Raw genomic sequence first — 21,858 nt, 5'->3', positions numbered from 1 at the left:
CCCCATCAAGCGCCCCGGCAATCCGCCGATAACCTCCCACCTCCCTCAACCTCTCTGCCGCGTTCGCCAGGAGAAGAAGCATGTCACGCTGGTTCGGTAACCTCAGTGTCAGCCTCAAGCTCGCCATCGGCTTCGGCCTCGTCCTGCTGCTCACCCTGCTCATCACCCTCACCGGCTGGCTCGCCATCGACGAGACCCTGGATCGAGGCCAGAAACTCCAGGCCTCGGCCAGCCTCAGCGAACTGGCCAAGGACCTGCAGATCAGCCAGCAGGCCTACCAGCTCAAGCAGGACGCCAACAACGCCGAGCGTGTACGCGCGCGCGTGCAGGCCATCGACGACCACACCCGCACCCTCGAACAGCACTTCACCGACGCCCGCGACCGCGAGCACATGGAGCAGGCCCGCCAGGCGACCCAGGCCTACCAGGCCGCCTTCACCCAGCTCGGCCAGGCCTACCAGACCCGCGAAGGCGCCCGCAGCCAACTGGGCAGCAGTGCCGACGCCGCCATGGCCTCCATCGGCAATCTCAGCGAGCGTGTCCTTGCCGACATCACCCTCGACGACGCCGGCCGCCTCACCCAGTTCCACGAACTGGCCGACCTGCGGCACTCGGTGATGCAGGCCCGCTTCCAGGTCCGTGGCTACACCTTCAGCAACGACCCCAGCTTCCAGGATGCCGCCCTGCAAGCCGTGGATGCCGCCCTCGGCAACCAGGCCAAGCTCGCCGCCGACCTGGGCAACGACGACACCGACCTGGCCCGCGTTGGCAGCAACCTCAAGACCTACCGCGACGCCATCAGCGCCTATCGCCGTGCCAACGACAACGCCCAGGCCCAGTTCGACGCCATGGGCCAGCAGGGCCAGCGCCTCCTGGAAATCAGCGCGCGCCTGTACACCCAGCAGAACGCCAAGCTCGAAGCCGAGACCCGCCAGACCCACGTCATGCTGCTGGTGGCCTCGATCATCGCCCTGGTGCTCGGCCTGTTCGCCGCCCTGCTCATCACCCGGCAAATTACCCAGCCCCTGCGCGACACCCTCGACGCCGCCGAGCGCATCGCCGCCGGCGACCTCAGCCGCGACCTGGTGGTGCAACGCAGCGACGAACTCGGCCAGTTGCAGGGCAGCATCCAGCGCATGAACGCCAGCCTGCGCGACCTGATCGGCCGCATCCGCGACAGCGTCACCCAGCTCGCCAGTGCCGCCGAAGAACTGTCCGCCATCACCACCCAGACCAGCGCCGGCGTGAACGCCCAGAAGGTCGAGACCGATCAGGTCGCCACCGCCATGAACGAGATGGCCGCCACCGTCCACGAGGTCGCCCGCAACGCCGAAGACGCCTCCCAGTCCGCCAGCGCCGCCGACCGCCAGGCCCGCGAAGGCGAGACGGCCGTCAACGACGCCGTGCAGCAGATGGATCGCCTGGCCGACGAGGTCACCCGCTCCAGCGATGCCGTCACCCACCTCAAGCAGGAGAGCGAGCGCATCGGCAGCGTGCTGGACGTGATCAAGACCGTGGCCGACCAGACCAACCTGCTGGCCCTCAACGCCGCCATCGAAGCCGCTCGTGCCGGTGAAGCCGGTCGCGGCTTCGCCGTGGTCGCCGACGAAGTGCGCGGCCTGGCCCAGCGCACCCAGCAATCCACCCAGGAGATCGAAGCGCTGATCGCCGGCCTGCAGAGCGGTGCCCAACGCGCCGCCAGCCTGATGGAAACCAGCCGCGAGCTGACCGACAGCACCGTCGAGCTGACCCGTCGCGCCGGCCGCCGCCTGGGCGCCATCGCCGAATCGGTGTCCACCATCCAGGCCATGAACCAGCAGATCGCCGCCGCCGCCGAGCAGCAGGGCGCCGTGGCGGAAGAGATCAACCGCAGCGTGGTCAGCGTGCGCGACATCTCCGAGCAGACCGCCTCCGCCAGCCACCAGACCGCCACCTCCAGCGTCGAACTGGCGCGCCTGGGCGGCAGCCTGCAGGATCTGGTCAGCCGCTTCCGCGTCTGATAGCAGGCCGCCCGGGCCGGCCATCAGACGAAATATCAAACTGCCACCATATTCTTGCCGGCGCCCCGGGGCGCCGGCTACTCTCCCGCCCCCGCGTCACAGGCCGCCGTCTCGGCAGCGCCTTTCCCAATAACTCCAACAGACGCCTCACCCGCCACGGCGATGCCCCGCGCACCGCCGGGCTTACGCATTCCCGGGAGAAACCATGTACCACTGGTGCACACAACGGCTCGCCGACCTGCGGGTCGGCCGCAAACTTGCCTTCGGCTTCGGCCTCGTCCTGCTCCTCACCCTGGCGGTGATGTTCACCGGCATCCGCGGCATCGACCGCATGATCGACAGCAGCGACCAGATGGTCACCGTCAGCGAACTGGAAAACGCCATCAAGGACGCCCGCGCCCAGCGCCTGCAGTTCGTCAGCACCGGCGACCTGCAGCACGCCCGCAACATCGAACAGCTGATCGACGCCATGCTCGCCATCAGCGACCGCCTGGAGGCCGACGCCCACACCGCCCAAGGCCGGACCCGACTGGAGCAACTGCGCAGCGAGATCAACGCCTACCGCCAGTCCCTCGCCGCCCTGATCCGCGCCCAGGAGGACCGCAACGCCGCCCGTGCCGTGCTGATCAAGTCCGCCGAGGCCGTACTCGCCCAGTTCGCCGAACTGCAGAAACGGCGCTTCGACGACCTCGCCCGCGACCCGACCAACCCTGCACTACTGGACGAAACCCGCACCATCACCGGGCTCAACCAGCAGCTGCTGTCCATCCGCTACCTGGTGCGTGGCTTCGTCTTCCAGCAGACCCCGGAATCCGAACAACCGGCCCAGGCCGCCCTGGCGCAGTTGCAGCGCGACCTCGACGCACTCAGGCAGCAGGCCACCGGCGACTTCGCCGACTACCTGGCCCGTGCCCGCCCCTCCTTCGATGCCTACCTCAGCGCCGTGCGCCAGTTCGGCCAGGGCGTCGAGGCCAGCCGCACCGCCATCGACACCATGGGCAAGCACGCGGAGACCATGCGCGACCAGGGCAACCGGATCTACGAGCTGCAGGTGAAGGCCCGCAGCAGCGACGCCACCAGCGCCCGCAGCCAACTGCTCGTCACCACCTTGTTGGCCATCAGCCTCGCCGTGTTCGCCGCCTGGTCCATCAGCCGGCAGATCCTCGACCCGCTGCGCCAGGCGCTGGCCTTCGCCTCGCGCATCGCCGACGGTGACCTGCGCGCCGAACTGCAGGCCAATCGCCAGGACGAACTGGGCCAGCTGCAGCGCGCCCTGCAGGCCATGGCCGGCAACCTGCGCCAGCTGATCGGGCGCATCGGCGACGGCGTCACCCAGATCGCCAGCGCCGCTGAAGAACTCTCCGCCGTCACCGAACAGACCAGCGCCGGCGTGAACGCGCAGAAGGTCGAGACCGACCAGGTCGCCACCGCCATGAACGAAATGGCCGCCACCGTCCACGACGTGGCGCGCAACGCCGAGCAGGCCTCCGAAGCCGCCGCCTCCGCCGACCGCGAGGCCGCCCAGGGCGACCGCCTGGTGCGCCAGGCCCTCGGCCAGGTGGACCGCCTCGCCGCCGAAGTGGGCCGCTCCACCGAGTCCGTGCAGCAGCTGCGCCGCGAGAGCGACAAGATCGGCAGCGTGCTGGACGTGATCAAGACCGTCGCCGACCAGACCAACCTGCTGGCCCTCAACGCCGCCATCGAAGCCGCCCGCGCCGGCGAGGCCGGGCGCGGCTTCGCCGTGGTGGCCGACGAAGTGCGCGGCCTGGCCCAGCGCACCCAGCAGTCCACCGAGGAAATCCAGGAGCTGATCGCCGGCCTGCAGAACGGCAGCCAGCAGGCCGCCGGCATGATGGAAAGCAGCCTGGAGCTGACCGAAGACACCCTGCGCCTGGCCCGCGAGGCCGGCGACTCGCTGACCTCCATCACCGGCGCCGTCTCGGCCATCCAGTCGATGAACCAGCAGATCGCCGCCGCCGCCGAGCAGCAGAGCGCCGTGGCCGAAGAGATCAACCGCAGCGTCCTCAACGTGCGCGACATCTCCGAGCAGACCGCCGCCGCCAGCGACCAGACCGCCGCGTCCAGCGTGGAGCTGGCGCGCCTGGGCAACGAACTGCAACAGATGGTCGGGCGCTTCCGGGTCTGACACCGCCCGCCGGAGGGCGTAGGATCGGGCCTTCCCCCTTGCCGAGGCCCGAGCCATGCGCCCCCTGACCATCGACCTCGACCAACTGGCCTTCGCCCTCTCCACCGAGGGCCTGGACCACTACCTGGACCTGCTCACCGGCAAGGTCCTGCTGATCCCCGAAGAGGATGCCGACCCCCAGCTGGAAACCCTCCTGCGCGAAGAGCCGGAGCGCTTCCTGCTGGTGGAACCCCTCACCCACGGAGACGAGCTGCGGCTGATGGAGGAATTCCTCCACGAAGTCGTCCACCCCCACGCCTACACCGCCCTGCAACAGGCCCTGGCCGGCCGCAAACCGGCCCGTGCCTTCCGCCACGTGCTGATGGAATACCCGGTGCTGCTGGAAGCCTGGCACCACTTCGAAGCGGCCCGCCTGAGGGAACTGGCGCAGGACTGGCTGGAGGACAACGAATTGCAGGCGGCGGTGCCTTTGCATTGAGCCGAATCTGGCGTGCGCACGAGACGTCAACCCAGGCTGGTTTTCGCGTTCTGCGGACGTCCCCTGTTTCGCCTTGCCTGGCGAGTTTCTTTTTTCAGTCGTCGGGATGCCGCCCACAAAAAAGAAACCAAAAAGGCTCGCCCCAGCATACGGGTCCCGCTTCGCGGGACTCCCCTCGCTGCATCATCGTTCCAGGGGCACGCGCTGACGGGCCATCCCTGGCCCGGCAGCGCTCTCGCGACATCCATGTCGCTCAACCCCTTCCACGACGACTCCGCTCGGCCTCCTGAAGGGGCACTCATCCCCGCCCCACCTTAGGCGCCCCCATCACTTCGGTGTGCGCGCCACCCTCAAATCCAAAGAAAAAGGGCCGCATCGCGGCCCTTTCCATTCCCTTACAGCACCTGCCTGAGGAACGCCTGCGCACGCGGGTCCCGGGGCTGGTCGAAGAACTGCGCCGGCGGCGCGTCCTCCAGCAACTTGCCATGGTCGAAGAACAGCACCCGGTCGGCCACCTCGCGGGCGAAGCCCATCTCGTGGGTGACGCAGACCATGGTCATGCCCTCCTGGGCCAGTTGCTTCATCACGTCCAGCACCTCGCCGACCATCTCCGGGTCCAGCGCCGAGGTGGGCTCGTCGAACAGCATCACCTTCGGCTCCATGCACAGCGCCCGGGCAATGGCCACGCGCTGCTGCTGGCCGCCGGACAGGCGCGAGGGGTACTCGCCGGCCTTCTGGGCGATGCCCACCTTGGCCAGCAGCGCCCGGGCCTTCTCCTCGCGCTCGGCCTTGCCGCGCTTGCGCACCACCTTCTGCGCCAGGCACAGGTTCTCCAGCACGGTCATATGCGGGAACAGGTTGAAGTGCTGGAACACCATGCCGACTTCGCGGCGGTAGGCATTCACATCGGTCTTCGGGTTGGCCAGGTCGACGCCGTCGATGCTCACCGAGCCCGCGTCCAGTTCCTCCAGGCCGTTGAGGCAGCGCAGGAAGGTGGACTTGCCGGAGCCGGAGGGGCCGATCACCACCACCACCTCGCCGCGCTTGACCGAGGTGGTCACGTCGTCGACGGCGCGCACTTCCTGGCCACGGGCGTCGAAGACTTTCATCAGGTTGCGGACTTCAATCACTTTTCCCGAGCCTCCGCTCCAGTCGGTTGGCGATCTGCGACAGCGGCAGGTTGATGACCAGGTACAACGCGGCGACGCAGAACCAGATCTCGAAGGTGGAGAACGAGGTGGTGATCGCCTCGCGGCCGCTCTTGGTCAGCTCGGTGATGGCGATCACCGACACCAGCGAAGTGTCCTTCACCAGGCTGATGAACTGCCCGGCCAGCGGCGGCAGCACGCGCTTGAACGCCTGGGGCAGGATCACGTAGCGCATCGACTGGCCGCCGGTGAGGCCGAGGGAACGCGCGGCCTCGTTCTGCCCACGGGCGATGGACTGCACGCCGGCGCGGACGATCTCGCCCACGTAGGCCCCGGTGAACAGCGCCAGGGCGGCGACGCCGGCGAACTCCCGGGAGAGGTCCAGCACGGTGCCGATGAAGAAGTAGAAGATGAAGATCTGCACCAGCAGCGGGGTGCCCCGCACCAGCTCGACGTACACGGTGGAGAGGTCGCGCAGGGTGGGGTTCTGCGACAGCCGGCAGAGCCCGGTGAAAAGGCCGATCACCAGCCCCAGCGCGCCGGAAAGCACGGATATCCACAGGGTGGTCCAGAGGCCCCAGAGCAGCGGGCCGGCGGCCCAGTGGCGGGTCACGCCGACCACGTCGCCTTCGGAGAGGTCGTCGCCCTGGCTGACCTGCAGGCTGTCCTTGGCCACCTGCAGCTGTTGCTCCTCGCCGCCCTCGGTGACCAGGGTCACCCGGGCGTTGGCGCCTTCCTCGGCAATGGCCTCGACCCGCGCGTAGTCGGCCGCGCGCTGGGCCTCTTCGGCCTGGTAGGCGAAATACTGCGGCACCCGGTTCCAGCGCCACTCGTAGGAAATCAGGGAGGTGGAGTACCAGAGGCCGTAGGCGACCACCAGCAGGATCAGGCCCGTCAGCAGGTGCCAGGGCCAGGTACGGCGGTGTTTTCTAGTCACGATGGGTCTCGCTCATGGCGATGCCTGGGGGGCGAAAAAGACAGGTCCGGCCTCGTGGGCCGGACCTGTCGCGTACAGCGGGGAGCGCGTCCCGTTATTCCATGTCCTTCAGCCAGGCGGTGTTCTTGAACCACTTGGCATGGATGCGATCGTAGGTGCCGTCCTTCTGGATCTGGTGCAGCCAGTTGTTGATCCAGTTGATGCTGTCGTAGTCACCCTTCTTCAGGCCGAAGGCCAGGGGCTCGTAGGTGAAGGGCTCTTCCAGGTACACCAGCTTGCCGGCGCCGGCCTTGTTCACCGCAACCACGTTGTAGGGGGCGTCGTAGATGAAGGCATCGGCCTTGCCGTTGACCACGTCCATCACCGCTTCCTGCTCGTTGTCGAAGCCGTGGTACTGGGCCTTGGCGATCAGCTTCTTGGCGACCATCTCGCCGGTGGTGCCGATCTTGGAGGTGATGCGGTACTGGCCGTCGTTGAGGTCCTTGTAGGACTTGATCTTGCCTTCCAGGTCCTTGCGGATCAGCAGGGTCTGGCCGACCACGATGAAGGGCTCGGAGAAGTTGATGCGCAGGTTGCGCTCCTGGGTCAGGGTCATGCCGGAGCCGATCATGTCGAACTTGTCGGTCAGCAGAGCCGGGATGATGCCGTCGTAGCTGGTGGACACCAGCTCCAGCTTCACGCCCATGGCCTTGGACATGGCCTTGAGCAGGTCCACTTCGAAGCCGATGATTTCGCCGCGCTTGTTGGTCATTTCGAAGGGCATGTAGGTCGGGTCCATGCCGACCCGCAGGGTGCCGCGCTTGACCGCGTCATCGACGACGCCGGCGTGGGCCAGGCCGGTGAAGGCGCAGGCGGAGAGCAACAGGGATGCGAGAAGCTTCTTCATTCTTACTCCTGACAGGGCAGATCGTTATTGTGTGAAGCGGCGCCCACGGACCCGACGGGCATGGCGCGAAATCCTAACCGCCCGGACCGTGGATGGCGAGTCAACCCGAAGCAACAAGCACGCCACTATCGGACAGGCGGCGCGGAGCGAAGCGGGCTCAGCTTTCCAGCAGGAAGGTGACCGGGCCGTCGTTGACCAGGTGCACCTGCATGTCGGCGCCGAAGCGCCCGGTGGCGACCTGGGCGTGCTGGGCACGGGCCCGCGCCACCAGGTAGTCGAACAGGCGCTCGCCCTGGGCCGGCGGCGCGGCGCTGGAGAAACTCGGGCGCAGGCCGCTGCGGGTGTCGGCGGCCAGGGTGAACTGCGAGACCAGCAGCAGGCCGCCCTCCACGGCACCGAGGGACAGGTTCATCTTCCCCTCGGCATCGCTGAACACGCGGTAGTTGAGCAGCTTGTGCAGCAGCTTGTCGGCGCTGGCCTCGGTGTCCTGGGGCTCGACGCCCACCAGCACCAGCAGGCCGCGGTCGATGGCGCCGACGGTCTCCCCGGCGACGTCCACCCGGGCAGCGGAGACCCGTTGCAGCAGCGCCTTCATCAGGCTTCCTCTTCCGGCGGCAGGTCCAGCAGGCGGCGGGCGATGCTGTCCGTGGCGCGCAGCAGGGCATCGGTGATGCCCGCTTCGGAGGCAGCGTGGCCGGCGTCGCGGACGATCTGCAGCTCGCTGTTGGGCCAGGCCTTGTGCAGCTCCCAGGCGTTCTCCAGGGGGCAGATGGCGTCATAGCGACCGTGCACGATCACCCCCGGCAGGTGGGCGATGCGCGGCATGTCGCGCAGCAGCTGGTTGGGTTCGAGGAAGGCGTTGTTGACGAAGTAGTGGCACTCGATGCGGGCGATGGACAGCGCGCGCATCGGCTCGCTGAAGCGCTCCACCACCGAGGCGCTGGGGCGCAGGGTGGCGGTGCGGCCTTCCCAGGTGGACCAGGCTTTGGCCGCGTGCATCTGGGCGATCTGGTCGGTGCCGATGAGGCGCTTGTAGAAGGCCTGGATCAGGTCGTCCTGCTCGTCCGCCGGGATCGGTGCCAGGTAGTCCTCCCAGTAGTCGGGGAACAGACGGCTCGCGCCCTCCTGGTAGAACCACTTCAGTTCCTGGGGACGGCACAGGAAGATGCCCCGCAGGATCAGTGCCCGCACCCGGTCCGGGTGGGCCTGGGCGTAGGCCAGCGACAGGGTGGAGCCCCAGGAGCCGCCGAACAGCACCCAACGGTCGATGCCCAGGTGCTCGCGGATGCGTTCGAGGTCGGCGACCAGGTCCCAGGTGGTGTTGTTCTCCAGGCTGGCGTGGGGGGTTGAGCGTCCACAGCCACGTTGGTCGAAGGTGACGATGCGGTACAGGGTCGGGTCGAAGAAGCGCCGGCTCAGGGCATCGCAGCCGGCGCCCGGGCCGCCGTGGATGAACACCACCGGCAGGCCGTCGGGGGTGCCGCTCTCGTCGATGTAGAGCACATGCGGTTCGTCCACAGCCAGTTCGTGGCGGGCGTAGGGCTTAATTTCCGGATACAAAGTCAGCATGCTGGGCTCCGATTCTGTGCTCTAGGCCAATGCCCCCCGGGACATCCGCCGCCTAATGTGCCCGGCATCATAAACGAGGGAAATGGAGTTCGAATATGTCAGCGAGGCTGTTCACCCTACCGATCGTACTGTTCCTGGCCCTGCTCGCCGGTTGCGGCCGCGAAGACCCGGCCGCCGAGCTGGAGGCAGCGGTCAAGGCCCTGCAGGCCAACCTGGAAGCGAAGGACACCGGCGCGGTGATGAAGCAGCTGCACCCGCAGTTCACCACCGCCGATGGCAACGACCGTGAATGGGCACGGCGCACCATGGCGCTGCTGTTCATGCGCCACAAGAACATCGCGATTATCGCCCTGAGCCAGGACAGCCGCCTCGACCCCACCTACCGCGAGAAGGGCCACACCGACGCCCGCGTCGCCCTCACCGGCGCCGAAGGCCTCATCCCCGACGCCGCCCGCCAATACGCCGTGAAGCTCGAATGGTGGCGGGACGACGGCGACTGGAAGCTCGCCCGCCTCAGTTGGGAGTGATCCCGGCCGTTGTGCCTCGCTCCTCCCGGACTGAAGTCCGGGCTACACCAGCTCCCAGCCTGCACCACCGGCACAAGGGAGCGCCCCCGTAGCCCGGGCTTCAGCCCGGGAGTCCGTGCACCTCACACAACACTCCTGGCTATGCACGCCGTTCGCCTGCTCCGGTGATGCGGCTCTCCTCGCCCCCGGCCCAATCCGCCGGTAACAGGCCCTCCCGCACGTAACGGTGGAAACTCGAATGCGGCCAGTCGGCGACCCGTGTGACCAGGCCGTGCTTGAGCGGATTGATGTGGATGTAGTCGACATGGGCAGCGAAATCCCTCTCGTCCCGTAGCAAGTGCTCCCAGAAGCGAGGCTGCCACAGCCCGGCCTCACGCTTGGCGTTGGGTCTCACGGGATGCCCCTGCGCACGCAACGCCCGGACGAAGGCCGCCTTCATCGACGCAATGCGGCTTGAGAAGTCATCGTCCCCTTCGGGCAGGCTCATCACCATGTGCAGGTGCTCGGGCAGCACAACGATCGCATCGAGGCGAAAGCTCCGTCGCGAGCGGGCCTGGCGAATCGCTTCGCGCAACAGATCGACATGGCGCACGAGCAGATCGCTTCGCCGATCTGCCAGCGCCAGGGTAAGGAAGTAGCAGCCCCCGGCTTGGCGGGCTCGTCGATACATCACCATGAATGGCACGTCCGGATAGGGGGCCGGAGAGCCTTGCAGGGTGACCACCCGCGCTCTGTCGGCTCGAGGCCGAACGGCCCGCCGAAGCGTCTGCATCCGTCGTAGCCCGGGCTTCAGCCCGGGAAAGGTGGAAGGTGCCCGCCCCTCCCCGGGCTGAAGCCCGGGCTACCTGGTGCAGGGTCTATCGCCCATAGCGCTCCCGCCCCCAGGCGAGCATCGCCAGCAGCAGCTGGCGGATGACCTTGCGGGTGGGGACGGCAAGGTCTTCGCGGAAGGCGAAAGGTGCCTCTTCGTTCATGTAGGTGCGCTGGGCCAGCTCCAGTTGCACGGCATGGATGTGCTGGGCCGGCTGGCCGTAGTGGCGGGTGATGTGGCCGCCCTTGAAGCGGCCGTTGAGCACATGGCTGTAGCCCTCGGCGCGGGCGCAGACGCTGACCAGCGCATCGGCCAGGCCCGGGTCGCAGCTGGCGCCGGCGTTGGTGCCGAGGTTGAAGTCCGGCAGGTGGCCGTCGAACAGGCGGGGGATGAAGGCGCGGATGGAGTGGGCGTCGAACAGCAGCGCATAACCGAACTCGCGCTTCAGCCGCGCCAGCTCCTCGGCGATGCGCCCGTGGTACGGCGTCCAGATGCGTTCCAGGTAGCCGGCGCGCTCTTCGGCGGACGGTGCCGCGCCTTCACGGAACAGCGGCTGGCCGTCGAACATCACGTCGGGGAACAGGCCGGTGGTGGCGGTGGCGTAGAGCGGCGCGTCGTCCGCCGGGCGGTTGAGGTCGATGACGTAGCGCGAGTAGCGCGCCGCCAGGGTCGCGGCCCCCAGCTCGGCGGCGAAATCGTAGAGCAGCGGGATGTGCCAGTCGGTGTCGATCAGCGAGCGCGCGGCATCGCTCAGGCCGGCCTCCACCGCCGGGGTCAGGCGGGTGCCGGGGTGCGGCATGCTGATCAGCAGCGGCACGCGGCCGGGGGTGAAGTCGAGGACGTTATCCAAGGTCGATCTCCTGTCCGTGGCGCACCACCCGGTTGGGCAAGGTGCCGCCGAGCCAATAGGCCAGCTCCGCCGGGCGCTGGATGTCCCAGGCGACGAAGTCGGCGAGCTTGCCTGCTTCCAGGCTGCCGCAGCGCTCGGCCAGGCCCAGGGCGCGGGCGGCGTTTAGGGTGACGCCGGCCAGGGCCTCTTCCGGGGTCAGGCGGAACGCGGTGCAGGCCATGTTGAGCATCAGCCGCAGGGACAGCGCCGGCGAGGTACCGGGGTTGAGGTCGCTGGCCACCGCCATGGTCACGCCGTGGCGACGCAGGGCGTCGATGGGCGGCAGCTGGGTCTCGCGCAGCAGGTAGAAGGCGCCCGGCAGCAGCACGGCGACGGTGCCGGCATCGGCCATGGCGATGGCGTCGTCCTCGGTCATGTATTCCAGGTGGTCCGCCGACAGGGCGTCGTAGCGCGCCGCCAGGCTGGAACCATGCAGGGACGACAGCTGTTCGGCGTGCAGCTTCACCGGCAACCCCAGTCCGCGCGCGACCTGGAACACCCGCTCGACCTGGGCCGGGGAGAAGGCCAGGTGCTCGCAGAAGGCATCCACCGCATCCACCAGGCCCTCGGCGGCCAGTGCCGGCAGGATCTCGGTGCAGACTAACTCGATGTAGTCGTCGGCGCGGCCGGCGTATTCCGGCGGCAAGGCGTGGGCGGCGAGACAGGTGGTCTTCACCGTCACCGGCAGCACCTCGCCCAGGCGCCGGGCGACCCGCAGCATCTTGCGCTCGCTGGCCAGGTCCAGCCCGTAGCCGGACTTCACCTCCAGGGTGGTGACGCCGTCTCGCAGCAGATGCCGGGCGCGTGTCACCGCGCTGGCCAGCAGTTCGTCCTCGCTGGCCTCGCGGGTGGCGCGCACGGTGCTGGCGATGCCACCGCCCCGGGCGGCGATCTCGGCGTAGCTGACGCCCTCCAGGCGCTGCTCGAACTCGGCGCTGCGGTCACCACCGAACACCAGGTGGGTGTGGCAGTCGATCAACCCCGGGGTGACCCAGGCGCCACCGAGGTCGACCCGCCTGGCATCGCCGGTATCCGGGGCCTCGGCCAGCGGGCCGACCCAGCGGATCAGCGCGCCTTCGGTGAGCAGCGCGCCGTGCTCGATGATGGAGTAGCGCCCGTCCCGCAGGGTGGCGATGTGGGCGTTGTGCCAGAGCGTCTTCATGATCGTGGGCCCTTTGCATGGCTGGAATGGGCGAGGGTCATGGATCCTCCATGGATGAGGCCGCCCGCATTGCGGGCGGCACGGGGTTCAAGGCAGTTCGGCGAGCGGCTCGGGCTCGCGGCCCGACGGACGCACCCAGAGCCAGTAGGCGAGCACCAGCAGTGCAATCCACACCAGCCCCACCAACAGCGCCATCTGGGTCTTCGGGAACCAGCCCAGCACGGCGAAGATGAACAGCATGAAGGCGATGGCCAGGACCGGTCCCACCGGCCAGAACGGCACCTTGAACGCCAATGCCTGCTGTTCGGCCGGGCTCATGCGCCGACGCATGGCCACCTGGGAAACGAGGATCATCAGCCAGACCCAGACGGTGGCGAAGGTGGCGATGGAGGCGATCAGCAGGAACACCCGCTCCGGGATCAGGTAGTTCAGCACCACGCCGATCAGCAGTGCGCCGGCCATCACCACCACGGTCAGCCAGGGCACGCCATGGCGCGAGACCCGGGCGAAGCCGGACGGCGCCTGGCCTTGCAGCGCCAGTCCATAGAGCATGCGACCAGCGCCGAATACGTCGCTGTTGATGGCCGACACGGCGGCGGAGATCACCACCAGGTTGAGGATCATGGCGGCCGAGCCGATGCCCAGCCCGTCGAAGATCTGCACGAAGGGACTGCCCTGGGTGCCGATCTGCGGCCAGGGGAAGATCGCCATGAGCACGAACAGGGTCAGCACGTAGAACAGCAGGATGCGCACCGGCACCGCGTTCACCGCACGGGGGATGACCTTCTGCGGGTCGCGGGCTTCGGCAGCGGTCACGCCGATGATCTCGATGCCGCCGAAGGCGAACACCACCACGGCCAGGGAGGCCACCAGGCCACCGAAACCATGGGGCATGAAACCGCCGTGCTGCCAGAGGTTCTCGAGACCGGTGCCGGCATGGCCGGTCTCCAGGCCGAAACCGTAGAGCATGATGCCGAAGCCGCCGAGGATCATGGCGACGATGGCCCCGACCTTGATCAGCGACAGCCAGAACTCCAGCTCACCGAAGACCTTCACCGTGCACAGGTTCAGCGCGCCGATGAAGCAGATGATCGACAACACCCAGATCCAGCGGGGCACGTCGGGAAACCAGAACCCCATGTAGATGCCGAAGGCGGTCACGTCGGCGAGGCAGACGATCACCATCTCGAACGCATAGGTCCAGCCGGTGATGAACCCGGCCAGCGGACCGATGTAGGTGCTGGCGTATTCGGCGAAGGCGCCGGGCGTGGGGTTGCGCACGGCCATTTCGCCGAGGGCGCGCATCACCATGTACACCGCGACACCGGCCACCAGGTAGGCCAGCAGCACGGAAGGGCCGGCCATCTGGATGGCCGAGGCGGAGCCGTAGAACAGGCCGGTGCCGATGGCCGAGCCCAGGGCGATGAAGCGGATGTGGCGGGCGCTCAGGCCTCGCTGGAGGGAAGAGTGTGACGTGGTCATTCCATTGCTCTCCTGATTGTTCTTGTCATGCAGAGGCAGGCATGGAGCCGCCCCGGGACCGGGGCGGCGAAGGGGCTCAGAAGCTCGGCAGCAGGCCGGCTGGCACCAGGGCGTTGAGGCAACCGCTGGCCAGCAGGTCGCTGGCGGCCTCGATGTCGGGGGCGAAGAAGCGGTCCTCCTGGTAGTAGGGCACCTGCTGGCGCAGGGTGGTGCGGGCCTGCTCCAGCTTCGGCGAGGTTTTCAGGCCGGTGCGGAAGTCCAGCCCCTGGCAGGCCCCCAGCCACTCGATGGCGAGGATGCCGCGCACGTTCTCGGCCATGGCCCAGAGGCGCTTGCCGGCGTTCGGCGCCATGGACACGTGGTCCTCCTGGTTGGCCGAGGTGGGCAGGCTGTCGACGCTGTGGGGATGGGCCAGGGCCTTGTTGTCGCTGGCCAGGGCGGCGGCGGTGACCTGGGCGATCATGAAGCCCGAGTTGACCCCACCGTTCTCCACCAGGAAGGGCGGCAGCTGGGACATGTGCATGTCCATCATCAGCGAGATGCGCCGCTCGGACAGCGAGCCTATCTCGGCAATGGCCAGGGCCAGGTTGTCGGCGGCCATGGCCACCGGCTCGGCGTGGAAGTTGCCGCCGGACACCACGTCGCCCTCCTCCGCGAACACCAGGGGGTTGTCGGAAACCGCGTTGGCTTCGATCTCCAGCACCTCGGCGGCCTGGCGCAGCTGGGTCAGGCAGGCGCCCATGACCTGGGGCTGGCAGCGCAGGGAATACGGGTCCTGGACCTTGTCGCACTTCTCGTGGGAGCGGGCGATCTCGCTGCTGGCGGTGAGCAGTTCGCGGTACGCCGCCGCCACGTCCACCTGGCCGCGCTGGCCACGGGCGGCATGAATGCGCGCGTCGAACGGTGCTCGCGAGCCGAGCATGGCCTCGACACTGAGGCTGCCGCAGACGGTGGCAGCGGCGAACAGGTCCTCAGCCTCGAACAGCCCGCGCAGGGCGTAGGCGGTGGACGCCTGGGTGCCGTTGAGCAGCGCCAGCCCTTCCTTGGCGGCCAGGGTCAGCGGCTCCAGCCCGGCGATGGCCAGGGCTTCGCGGGCGGGCAGCCACTGGCCCTTGTGGCGGGCGCGGCTCTCGCCGAGCAGCACCAGGGACATATGCGCCAGCGGCGCCAGGTCACCGGAGGCACCGACCGAGCCCTTGAGCGGGATGTGCGGATAGACCTCGGCGTTGAGCAGCGCTACCAGGGCGTCGATCACCGTGCGGCGGATACCGGAGAAGCCGCGCGCCAGGCTGTTGACCTTGAGCAGCATGATCAGCCGCACCATAGCGTCGTCCAGCGCCTCGCCGACACCGGCGGCGTGGGACAGCACCAGGGAGCGCTGCAGCTTCTCCAGGTCATGGGGGGCGATACGGGTGGAGGCCAGCAGGCCGAACCCGGTGTTGATGCCGTAGGCGGTGCGGCCCTCGGCGATGATCGCTTCGACGCAGCCGACGCTGGCGGCGATGGGCGCATCGGCCGAGGCGTCGAGGGTGATGCGCTGGGGCTGCTGGAAGGCGGCGCGCAGCTGGGCCAGGGTCAGGTGGCCGGGAGTGAGGTGCAAGGCATTCATTTCGGCTTATTCCCCCTTGCCGATCATGGGCAGGTTCAGGCCCTGCTCGCGGGCGCAATCGATGGCCACAGCGTAGCCAGCATCGGCATGGCGCATGACGCCGGTGGCCGGGTCGTTGGTCAGCACGCGGGCGATGCGCGCGGCAGCGGCGTCGGTGCCGTCGCAGACGATCACCACGCCGGAGTGCTGGGAGAAGCCCATGCCCACGCCGCCGCCATGGTGCAGCGACACCCAGGTGGCGCCGCTGGCGGTGTTGAGCAAGGCGTTGAGCAGCGGCCAGTCGGAGACGGCGTCGGAGCCGTCGGCCATGGCTTCGGTCTCACGGTTGGGGCTGGCCACCGAGCCGGAGTCCAGGTGGTCGCGGCCGATCACCACCGGTGCGGACAGTTCGCCCGAGCGCACCATTTCGTTGAAGGCCAGGCCCAGCTTGGCGCGCAGGCCCAGGCCGACCCAGCAGATACGCGCCGGCAGGCCCTGGAAGGCGATGCGCTCGCGGGCCATGTCCAGCCAGCGGTGCAGGTGGGTGTCGTCGGGGATCAGCTCCTTCACCTTGGCGTCGGTCTTGTAGATGTCCTGCGGGTCACCGGAGAGCGCGGCCCAGCGGAACGGGCCGATGCCCCGGCAGAACAGCGGGCGGATGTAGGCCGGGACGAAGCCGGGGAAGTCGAAGGCATTGGTCACGCCCTCGTCCTGGGCCATCTGGCGGATGTTGTTGCCGTAGTCGAAGGTGGGGATGCCCTGCTTCTGGAAGTCGAGCATGGCGCGCACGTGCAAGGCCATGGACTGCTTGGCGGCCTTGACCACGCCGGCCGGGTCGGTCTGCGCGCGGTCGCGGTACTGCTCCCAGGTCCAGCCGGCGGGCAGGTAGCCGTTGAGCGGGTCGTGGGCGCTGGTCTGGTCGGTGACCATGTCCGGGCGCACGCCTCGGCGCACCAGCTCCGGGAGGATTTCGGCGGCGTTGCCGTGCAGGGCGATGGAGATGGCCTTGCCTTCGGCGGTGTAGCGGGCGATGCGTGCCAGGGCGTCATCGAGGTCCTTGGCCTGCTCGTCCACGTAGCGGGTCTTCAGGCGGAAGTCGATGCGGCTCTGCTGGCACTCGATGTTCAGCGAGCAGGCCCCGGCCAGGGTCGCGGCCAGGGGCTGGGCGCCGCCCATGCCGCCCAGGCCGGCGGTGAGCACCCAGCGGCCCTTGAGGTCGCCGTTGTAGTGCTGGCGGCCGGCCTCGACGAAGGTTTCATAGGTGCCCTGGACGATGCCCTGGCTGCCGATGTAGATCCAGCTGCCGGCGGTCATCTGGCCGTACATGGCCAGGCCCTTGGCATCCAGTTCGTTGAAGTGCTCCCAGGTGGCCCAGTGCGGCACCAGGTTGGAGTTGGCGATCAGCACGCGGGGGGCGTCGGCGTGGGTGCGGAACACCCCCACCGGCTTGCCGGACTGCACCAGCAGGGTCTCGTCGTCGCCGAGCTTCTTCAGGCTGTCGACGATGGCGTCGAAGCATTCCCAGTTGCGCGCGGCGCGGCCGATGCCGCCGTACACCACCAGCTCCTTCGGGTTCTCCGCCACCTCGGGGTCGAGGTTGTTCATCAACATGCGCAGCGGGGCTTCGGTGAGCCAGCTCCGGGCGTTGAGGGTGGTGCCGCGCGGGGCGCGGATCTCGATGTCGCGGTACTTGGTCATGGCAGTCTCCAGCGAAGGTGGATGGATGTTCGGGCGGCTCACAGCCAGCCCAGGAATTGCGCCAGGTAGGCCAGCGGCACGCTGAACACCAGGCTGAGAAGGGTGCGCTGCAGCCAGACCAGCAGCAGGTCCCGCAGGCGGAGCGGGATCCGCGTGGCCAGCACGCAGGGGATCGAGGCGGACAGGAACAGCACGCTGCTGACGGACACGATGGCGGTGACGAAGCGCACCAGCACGTCGGCGTCCTTGAGCAGCATCGCCGGCAGGAACATCTCGGCCAGGCCGGCGGCGAGGGCGCGGGCCACCACCATCGGCTCGCCCAGGCCCAGCAGCCAGGTGACGGGATAGAGCAGCAGGCCGACGGCGTCGAACAGCGGCGTGTAGCGGGCGGCCAGCAACCCGAGGAGCCCGACGGCGAGGATGCTGGGCAGGATGGCGGCGGTCATGCGCAGGCCATCGACGAAGGTTTCCCGCAGGGCCGATGCCAGCGTCGGGGCCTGGGCCGCCTGTTCCAGCCCGGCGCGCCAGGCACTGGCCAGGCGGCTGGCACCGGGTGCCAGCGGCGGTTCGGCCCGGCCCTCGGACGGCAGCCGCGACAGCGGATAGATCCGCGCGCTGACGGCGGTCACGGCGAAGGTCACCAGCATGGCGCCCCAGAAGTAGAGGTTCCATTGCCCCATCAGGCCGAGGGTCTTGGCGATGATCACCATGAAGGGCGCCGACACCGTGGAGAACCCGGTAGCGATGATGGCGGCCTCACGCACGCTGTAGTGGCCCTGCTGGTACATGCGGTCGGTGATCAGCAGTCCGACGGAGTAGCTGCCGACGAAGGAGGCCACGGCGTCGATGGCCGACTTGCCCGGGGTCCGCCAGATGGGACGCATCACCGGCTGCATCAGCACGCCCACCAGCTCCAGCAGGCCGAAGCCGATGAGGAACACCAGCGCCAGGGCCCCCAGCGGCACGATCAGGGCCAGGCTCAGCACCAGCTTGTCGAAGAGGAACGGCAGCATGCCCGGCTCATAGACGGCGGCGGGCCCCACCTGGAACAGGTAGGCGACGCCGACCAGCAAGCCGACGCCCTTGAGGACGCTGAACACCAGGTGGGTGACGCCCTGGCGCCAGCGCCCGCTGCGCCAGGGCTCGATGGCGCCGTAGAGCATGAAGAGCAACGCCAGGCCGATGACCAGCGGGCGCGCGTGCACCTGCAGGGCCGAGGCGGCGTGGTCGATCAGGATGGTGGAACGGCCGGCGATCTCGAACGGAACGAAGAACAGCACGAGGCCGATGGCGCTGTAGCCCAGCAGGCGGACGAGTGCCAGGGTGCGGTTCGGCTGTGCAGTCGCTGAAAGGTTGCCAGGCATCGCGCGTCTCCGGTTACAGATTGTTCAGGGCTCAGGAACAGACACGTATCTACTTGTACATACAAGCATATGCAATTCAGGGACCAACCCGCTCCGCTGCGCCTGCATGACGGCGAGAAGCGCCGGATTTCCTGGCCCGGGCAGGCACCTACGGTTTGCTGGGAGGCAGCCGATCCGACCGCTACCTGGGGCAGCGGCGCATCATTCGGGAGCAGCACCGCACACCGTTGAGGCGTTCGGTAACAGTGGGAGGCAGACAGACGGGGGTGCCCGGTAAAGGCGAGCAGCGTGGGGAACGCAGGGAAGGTCGGGCGCGCCTCAGCGCGCCAGCAGCTCGATCAGGCAGAGGGTGCCGGCCCCCTCGAGACGGACCTCGGACAGGCCGCCCGAGCGCTCAAGGTGCAGGCAGTCATGGCGTTCCAGCAGCGGGCCGCCCTGGAGGCCAGCGCCTGCTTCGGCGGCGAACAGCAGCAGGTGGTCGGCATCGCTGAACAGCGACTGCGGCCCGTCGAGGCGCAGCCACTGCAAGCGGGCGGCGTAGCGCGCGGGGGCGTAGATGAGGTTGAAGTCGCGGACCGGCCCGTCGATGAGGGTGCAGTCCACGGCCGCCCCGCCGTCGAAGGCGAAGGCATCCAGCGGGCCCAGGTCGCGGGAAGGCTGGCCGTCCACGGTCAGGCGCATGCCGGCACCTTCCAGCACGGTGATGACGCGCTGGTAGCCGGTGAAGGCGGAAAACGGGCCGGACTGGCCGACATCGGCGATGGACAGGCGCCAGCCGAAGCCGTCGAGGCCGTCCCCGGCATCCCGGAGGATCTCCAGGGTGGAGCCGGCGCCGTTCTTCCACGGCATGCGCGGGTAGTCGGTTGCCTTGAGCAGGCGGATGCGGTTCATGAGCCGAAGCGTCCTTCGAGGCGGTAACGCGAGCCGGGGTACAGCAGGCGGGCGCTGGTGACGGTGTTGCGCCCGGACCAGGTGCGGCGGCGGATCAGCAGGCAGGGCTCGCCCCGTTCGATCTGCAGCAGGCGGCACTCGTCGGCGTCGGCGAGGATGGCCTCCACCACGTGCTCGCCCTCGGTGAGTGGGGCGATCTGGGACAGGTAGGCGTGGGGCGTCTGGCGGGTGAAATCCTGGGCCAGGTAGTCGGGTGCCACGGCGGGGTTCACGTAGCGGTCCTCGATCTGCACCGGCACGTCGTTCTCGAAGTGCACGATGCGCGAGTGGAACACCCGCTGGCCTTCGCGCAGGTCCAGCGCCAGGGCGCGCTCGGGGCCGGCCTGCTCTTCCTGCAGGCTGACCACCACGCAGTGGTGGCGGTGACCACGGGCGGCGATCTCCTCGGCGATGTTGTGCACCTCGAACAGCGCGGCCTGGCCCTTGGGCTCGGCGACGAAAGTGCCCACGCCCTGCATGCGCACCAGCAGGCCATCGGCGGTCAGCTCGCGCAGGGCGCGGTTGATGGTCATGCGGCTGAAGCCCAGCTCGCTCACCAGCTCGCTCTCCGATGGCACCCGGTAGTGCGGCGGCCAGGCGCCGGACTGGATCTGCTGGGTGATCATCTGCTTCACCCGGGCGTACAGCGGCGCGGGGGCGTCACCGATCTGGGCGGCCAGGGAGGACGGCGCGGAGGGCGATGGGGACACGGGAATCTCCTTGTGGAAACGGCAGGCACCAGGCAGGCACCCGCTACCGGCATGTACCGGATTCGACACCGGCGGACAAGCACGGACAGGCGCAAGTTTACGGCGCCCTACAACGTCTGTATATGTATATACAAATAAGACCACTCACCGGGAGCCCGCGCCATGCCTGCCTTCCACGCTGAACGAGCCCTCCTGCCCTCGGGCTGGGCACGTAATGTCCGCTTCGAGGTCGGGGCTTCCGGCCTGCTTGAACAGGTCCTCCCCGATGCCGGTTCCGAGGGCGCCGAGCGGCTCCACGGGCCGGTGCTGCCGGGCATGCCCAACCTGCACTCCCACGCCTTCCAGCGGGCCATGGCCGGCCTGGCCGAGGTGGCGGGCAACCCCAATGACAGCTTCTGGACCTGGCGTGAGCTGATGTACCGCCTGGTAGGCCGCCTCAGCCCCGAGCAGATGGAGGTGATCGCCCGCCAGCTCTACGTTGAGATGCTCAAGGCCGGCTACACCGCCGTGGCCGAGTTCCACTACGTGCACCACGACCCAGCCGGCCGTCCCTATGCCGACCCTGCGGAGCTGGCACTGTGCATCAGCCGCGCCGCCCGCGACAGCGGCATCGGCCTGACCCTGCTGCCGGTGCTCTACAGCCACGCCGGCTTCGGCGGCCTGCCGCCCAACGAGGGCCAGCGCCGTTTCATCCACAGCACCGACAGCTACCTGGCCCTGCAACAGCGCCTGCGCGAGGCACTGCCGGCGGACCAGGGGCTGGGGCTGTGCTTCCACTCCCTGCGGGCGGTGACGCCCGACCAACTGGCCACGGTGCTGGCCGCCGAAGACGGGGCCCGGCCGATCCACATCCACATCGCCGAGCAGCAGAAGGAGGTGGACGACTGCCTGGCCTGGAGCGGTCGTCGTCCCTTGCAGTGGCTGTACGAGAACGCGCCGGTGGACCCGCGCTGGTGCCTGGTGCACGCCACCCATGCCGAAGACGATGAGGTGCAGGCCATGGCCCGCAGCGGTGCGGTGGCGGGTCTGTGCCTGACCACCGAGGCCAACCTGGGCGACGGGATCTTCCCGGCGGTGGACTTCCTCGCCCGGGGCGGGCGCCTGGGCATCGGCTCCGACAGCCATGTGTCGGTGAGCGTGGTGGAGGAACTGCGCTGGCTGGAATACGGCCAGCGCCTGCGTGACCAGCGGCGCAATCGCCTGTATCGCCCGGAGCAGCCCCAGGTGGGTCGCACCCTGTTCGACGCGGCCCTGGCCGGCGGCGCCCAGGCCCTGGGCCAACCGGTGGGGGCGCTGGCCGTGGGCAGCCGGGCCGACTGGATCGTGCTGGACGGCACCGACCCCTACCTGGCCACCGCCGAGGGGGATGCGCTGCTCAACCGCTGGCTGTTCGCCGGCGGCGACCGTCAGGTGCGGGATGTGATGGTGGGCGGGCGCTGGGTGGTGCGCAACGGCCACCACCCTGCCGAGGAAGCGACGGCCTGGGCCTTCGCCGAGGTGCTGCGGACCGTCCTGGGCTGACGGCCCGCCGCC

19 protein-coding genes are annotated in these 21,858 nt (G+C 68.7%); 5 read left to right on the top strand and 14 right to left on the bottom strand.

Going from position 1 to position 21,858, the window contains the following annotated elements; translation table 11 throughout:
- The first annotated feature begins 80 nt into the window (after nucleotides 1-80).
- From BM198_RS26405 to BM198_RS26395, 3 genes are all read left to right on the top strand, one after another.
- Complete coding sequence (locus BM198_RS26405) at nucleotides 81-2,000, top strand: methyl-accepting chemotaxis protein (RefSeq protein WP_074973649.1); 1,920 nt, start codon at nucleotides 81-83, stop codon at nucleotides 1,998-2,000.
- A gap of 205 nt (nucleotides 2,001-2,205) precedes the next feature.
- Nucleotides 2,206-4,146 carry a HAMP domain-containing methyl-accepting chemotaxis protein gene (locus BM198_RS26400; protein ID WP_074973647.1) on the top strand — a complete coding sequence of 647 codons (1,941 nt, stop codon included), beginning with the start codon at nucleotides 2,206-2,208 and terminating at the stop codon, nucleotides 4,144-4,146.
- Between the two features lie 55 nt (nucleotides 4,147-4,201).
- A complete protein-coding gene (locus BM198_RS26395) occupies nucleotides 4,202-4,624 on the top strand; it encodes a UPF0158 family protein (RefSeq protein WP_069565327.1) in 423 nt (140 codons plus the stop codon).
- Nucleotides 4,625-5,019: 395 nt separating this feature from the next.
- Here BM198_RS26395 and BM198_RS26390 read toward each other — a convergent pair whose 3' ends face one another.
- From BM198_RS26390 to pip, 5 genes are all read right to left on the bottom strand, one after another.
- Nucleotides 5,020-5,754 (bottom strand): amino acid ABC transporter ATP-binding protein, encoded by a 735-nt coding sequence (locus BM198_RS26390; protein WP_044405493.1) that lies wholly within the window; start codon nucleotides 5,752-5,754, stop codon nucleotides 5,020-5,022.
- Nucleotides 5,747-6,709 (bottom strand): amino acid ABC transporter permease, encoded by a 963-nt coding sequence (locus tag BM198_RS26385; RefSeq protein ID WP_074973645.1) that lies wholly within the window; start codon nucleotides 6,707-6,709, stop codon nucleotides 5,747-5,749. The genes BM198_RS26390 and BM198_RS26385 overlap by 8 nt, the downstream gene beginning before the upstream one ends.
- A 94-nt stretch (nucleotides 6,710-6,803) precedes the next feature.
- Entirely contained in the window at nucleotides 6,804-7,595 is a 792-nt protein-coding gene (locus BM198_RS26380) for a transporter substrate-binding domain-containing protein (protein ID WP_074973643.1), read from the bottom strand.
- Nucleotides 7,596-7,752: 157 nt separating this feature from the next.
- Nucleotides 7,753-8,190, bottom strand: a complete 438-nt coding sequence (gene dtd / locus BM198_RS26375; RefSeq protein ID WP_044405489.1) for a D-aminoacyl-tRNA deacylase — start codon at nucleotides 8,188-8,190, stop codon at nucleotides 7,753-7,755.
- A complete protein-coding gene (gene pip / locus BM198_RS26370; protein ID WP_044405487.1) occupies nucleotides 8,190-9,164 on the bottom strand; it encodes a prolyl aminopeptidase in 975 nt (324 codons plus the stop codon). Before pip ends, dtd begins: the two co-directional genes overlap by 1 nt.
- 95 nt (nucleotides 9,165-9,259) lie before the next feature.
- On the opposite strand from pip, the gene BM198_RS26365 reads away from it, so the two are divergent.
- Nucleotides 9,260-9,691: a hypothetical protein gene (locus tag BM198_RS26365; RefSeq protein ID WP_074973641.1), complete on the top strand. Its 432-nt coding sequence runs from the start codon at nucleotides 9,260-9,262 to the stop codon at nucleotides 9,689-9,691.
- Nucleotides 9,692-9,830: 139 nt separating this feature from the next.
- Here BM198_RS26365 and BM198_RS26360 read toward each other — a convergent pair whose 3' ends face one another.
- From BM198_RS26360 to hutC, 9 genes are all read right to left on the bottom strand, one after another.
- On the bottom strand, nucleotides 9,831-10,367 hold the full coding sequence (locus BM198_RS26360; RefSeq protein ID WP_044405485.1) for an REP-associated tyrosine transposase: 537 nt from the start codon (nucleotides 10,365-10,367) through the stop codon (nucleotides 9,831-9,833).
- 181 nt (nucleotides 10,368-10,548) lie between these two features.
- Complete coding sequence (gene hutG, locus BM198_RS26355) at nucleotides 10,549-11,352, bottom strand: N-formylglutamate deformylase (protein ID WP_074973639.1); 804 nt, start codon at nucleotides 11,350-11,352, stop codon at nucleotides 10,549-10,551.
- Entirely contained in the window at nucleotides 11,345-12,553 is a 1,209-nt protein-coding gene (hutI, locus tag BM198_RS26350) for an imidazolonepropionase (RefSeq protein WP_074973635.1), read from the bottom strand. The genes hutG and hutI overlap by 8 nt, the downstream gene beginning before the upstream one ends.
- 87 nt (nucleotides 12,554-12,640) lie before the next feature.
- The gene (locus BM198_RS26345; protein WP_074973633.1) at nucleotides 12,641-14,035 is read right to left on the bottom strand and encodes an amino acid permease; all 1,395 of its coding nucleotides are present in this window, start codon (nucleotides 14,033-14,035) and stop codon (nucleotides 12,641-12,643) included.
- A gap of 76 nt (nucleotides 14,036-14,111) precedes the next feature.
- Nucleotides 14,112-15,644, bottom strand: coding sequence for a histidine ammonia-lyase (gene hutH, locus BM198_RS26340; protein WP_074973631.1), 1,533 nt, complete (start codon nucleotides 15,642-15,644; stop codon nucleotides 14,112-14,114).
- A gap of 6 nt (nucleotides 15,645-15,650) precedes the next feature.
- Nucleotides 15,651-17,321, bottom strand: a complete 1,671-nt coding sequence (hutU, locus tag BM198_RS26335; protein ID WP_074973629.1) for a urocanate hydratase — start codon at nucleotides 17,319-17,321, stop codon at nucleotides 15,651-15,653.
- A gap of 38 nt (nucleotides 17,322-17,359) precedes the next feature.
- On the bottom strand, nucleotides 17,360-18,685 hold the full coding sequence (locus BM198_RS26330) for a YjiH family protein (RefSeq protein WP_074973627.1): 1,326 nt from the start codon (nucleotides 18,683-18,685) through the stop codon (nucleotides 17,360-17,362).
- A gap of 318 nt (nucleotides 18,686-19,003) precedes the next feature.
- The gene (locus tag BM198_RS26325; RefSeq protein ID WP_074973625.1) at nucleotides 19,004-19,576 is read right to left on the bottom strand and encodes a HutD/Ves family protein; all 573 of its coding nucleotides are present in this window, start codon (nucleotides 19,574-19,576) and stop codon (nucleotides 19,004-19,006) included.
- Nucleotides 19,573-20,325, bottom strand: coding sequence for a histidine utilization repressor (gene hutC, locus BM198_RS26320; RefSeq protein ID WP_069559931.1), 753 nt, complete (start codon nucleotides 20,323-20,325; stop codon nucleotides 19,573-19,575). Before hutC ends, BM198_RS26325 begins: the two co-directional genes overlap by 4 nt.
- 162 nt (nucleotides 20,326-20,487) lie before the next feature.
- Here hutC and BM198_RS26315 point away from each other — a divergent pair, with 162 nt between their 5' ends.
- On the top strand, nucleotides 20,488-21,846 hold the full coding sequence (locus BM198_RS26315) for a formimidoylglutamate deiminase (protein WP_074973622.1): 1,359 nt from the start codon (nucleotides 20,488-20,490) through the stop codon (nucleotides 21,844-21,846).
- The last annotated feature ends 12 nt before the right edge of the window (nucleotides 21,847-21,858 follow it).

This window comes from Metapseudomonas otitidis, assembly GCF_900111835.1.
In the GTDB taxonomy this organism is placed as follows: domain Bacteria; phylum Pseudomonadota; class Gammaproteobacteria; order Pseudomonadales; family Pseudomonadaceae; genus Metapseudomonas; species Metapseudomonas otitidis.
The sequence above is the reverse complement of the archived record's forward strand: the minus strand, read 5'-3'. Positions and strand labels throughout refer to the sequence as shown.